Source organism: Anaerococcus kampingae, assembly GCF_046365475.1.
In the GTDB taxonomy this organism is placed as follows: Bacteria; Bacillota; Clostridia; order Tissierellales; family Peptoniphilaceae; genus Anaerococcus; species Anaerococcus kampingae.
In genome coordinates this window covers 1-2047 of sequence record NZ_JBGMEF010000032.1, presented here as the reverse complement: position 1 = coordinate 2047, position 2047 = coordinate 1, and the positions used below count along the sequence as shown (strand labels likewise).

Here is a 2047-nt window from a genome sequence, read left to right as displayed (position 1 = left end):
CTCACCCGTCCGCCACTAATCCACTTAATTTCACTCCGAAGAGATCAATTAAGTTTCATCGTTCGACTTGCATGTGTTATGCACGCCGCCAGCGTTAATCCTGAGCCAGGATCAAACTCTCATAAAAAATTTGTATGAAAGTCTTAGATCAAGACTCTATTCATTTACACTTGACTTAATCAAATGCGTGATTTATATTCTTGTATATCAAGAATCATTTACTGTAAAGAAATTTAACTAGGTTATAGTTGTTATTCTCCAAAGTAATTATTTTTTTCTATATATAATAGAAATTTAATAATTAACCTTGATTATCTTATTATTATATTTTATTCTGGTTCAGTGTCGCTAACTTGTTGCGACTCTTATATAATACCACGAAGTTTTTATCTTGTCAAATATTTTTTGAAGTTTTTTCAAAATATTTAAGTTTTTTCGATAAATGCCTTCAGCAGCATTAATATTAGTATACGATATATTTCTTTGCTTGTCAAATATTTTTGTAAATATTTTTTTGACTTGTAAGCACTTCCATATCTCGTGCCTATATAATGTACTAGCTTTTTTTATTCATGTCAAATAATTTTTGATATTTTTTTATATTTTCTTATTATTTTTTTATTCCTTCTATATATAAGTATTATTTGTCACTTTGAATCGTCAAATATTTGTAACACTTTCAATATTCATTCGTTATTATAGTAGAAGGCCCTATTAAGGAGGTAGAATATTTGATAGACATAAGGAGATGAAGATGGATTTTGCCAAGATTTATGAAGATTACAACAAGGATGTATATAGGTTTACCTTGATCATTTGCTCTAATAGCGACTTGGCAATTGATATTTGCCATGAGACCTTTGCCAAGGCCCTTGATAAGATTGATAAGTTTGACTGGTCGGTTGACATCAGGGCCTGGCTTTTTACCATTGCAAGAAATTGCCTATATGATTATTATAGGAAAAATAAAATGATAAAATTTTGTGAAAAAGATAATTACTTGTGGATTAAATATTAAAATAAAGGCGATATTTTATTTAGCGCTGGTAATGCTTTCAATAATGATGGAACTTGGGCAGTGAACTTTTCACAAAGTCCTTGGGAAAGATACATTGCGCCTTTGTATAAAAAAGAACAATACGTTTTTGACTTTATTCGCTTAGATATGGTTGATAAAGTCTATGACAGTAATGGCAATGTTTTATGGGAGAAGAAGGATAGATGATTTAGGCAAAAAAATACCCTCTTTGCTGACCTGAACCCCAAAATCCGGAATACGGATGGAGGGGTTTTTAGTATGCCAAAATATACAAAAGAATTTAAAATAAAACTAGTAATGGAATACTTATCAGGTAAACTTGGTGGATATAAATCAATAGCTAAAAAATATGATATTCCAGGAGATACCTTAAGAGAATGGATAAACAAATACAAGTCAGGGGGATTTGATAACTTATCTAAAAAGTTAAAAAACAATAATTACACTAGTGAATTCAGACTATCTGTAATACAATATAGGCAAATCAATAATACTTCGCTTAGAGAGACTGCAGAGCATTTCAATCTTGTAAATGGATCTATGGTGTACAGATGGGAGAGAGCTTATCAAGAACGTGGTCTATCTGGGCTAGAAGATAACAGAGGAAGGCCTAGAAAAAATATGACCAAATCAAATAAAAAGTCTAAACTAAACACTCCAATAAACGAAACTGAAAGGGAAGAATTAATAAGACTTAGAGAAGAAAATAGACTTCTCAAAATGAAGATAATTTATGAAAAAAAGCTACAAGCCTTGCTCCTGGAAGAGGAAGCAGAAGCAAGGAAAAGACAAAGATAATCCTCAAACTTCTAAAAGAATATCCAAAAAGTAAGATAAGTGAATGGTTAGAAATAGCCAAATTGCCAAAAACATCATATTACGAATGGAAGATAAAACTAGAAAATCCAACATATAAAGACAAAGAAGTTAAAAATGAAATTAAAACCATAGTAGATGAATCAAAAGGTAGATATGGCTACAGAAGAGTAACTATGGTATTAAAAAATA

The 2047-nt window shown here is 30.5% G+C and carries 3 protein-coding genes and 1 rRNA gene; 3 read left to right on the top strand and 1 reads right to left on the bottom strand.

Going from position 1 to position 2047, the window contains the following annotated elements:
* Positions 1–127: ribosomal RNA gene (locus tag ACCQ42_RS08160) — 16S ribosomal RNA — on the bottom strand; the annotation flags it as partial.
* A 627-nt stretch (positions 128–754) separates the two neighbouring features.
* On the opposite strand from ACCQ42_RS08160, the gene ACCQ42_RS08155 reads away from it, so the two are divergent.
* The 3 genes from ACCQ42_RS08155 to ACCQ42_RS08145 form a co-directional block, all read left to right on the top strand.
* Positions 755–1018 carry an RNA polymerase sigma factor gene (locus ACCQ42_RS08155; protein WP_265238308.1) on the top strand — a complete coding sequence of 88 codons (264 nt, stop codon included), beginning with the start codon at positions 755–757 and terminating at the stop codon, positions 1016–1018.
* Between the two features lie 279 nt (positions 1019–1297).
* On the top strand, positions 1298–1837 hold the full coding sequence (locus ACCQ42_RS08150) for a helix-turn-helix domain-containing protein (RefSeq protein WP_265238306.1): 540 nt from the start codon (positions 1298–1300) through the stop codon (positions 1835–1837).
* Between the two features lie 62 nt (positions 1838–1899).
* Positions 1900–2047: IS3 family transposase (locus tag ACCQ42_RS08145; protein WP_410035888.1), on the top strand; the 148-nt coding region annotated here is incomplete at its 3' end.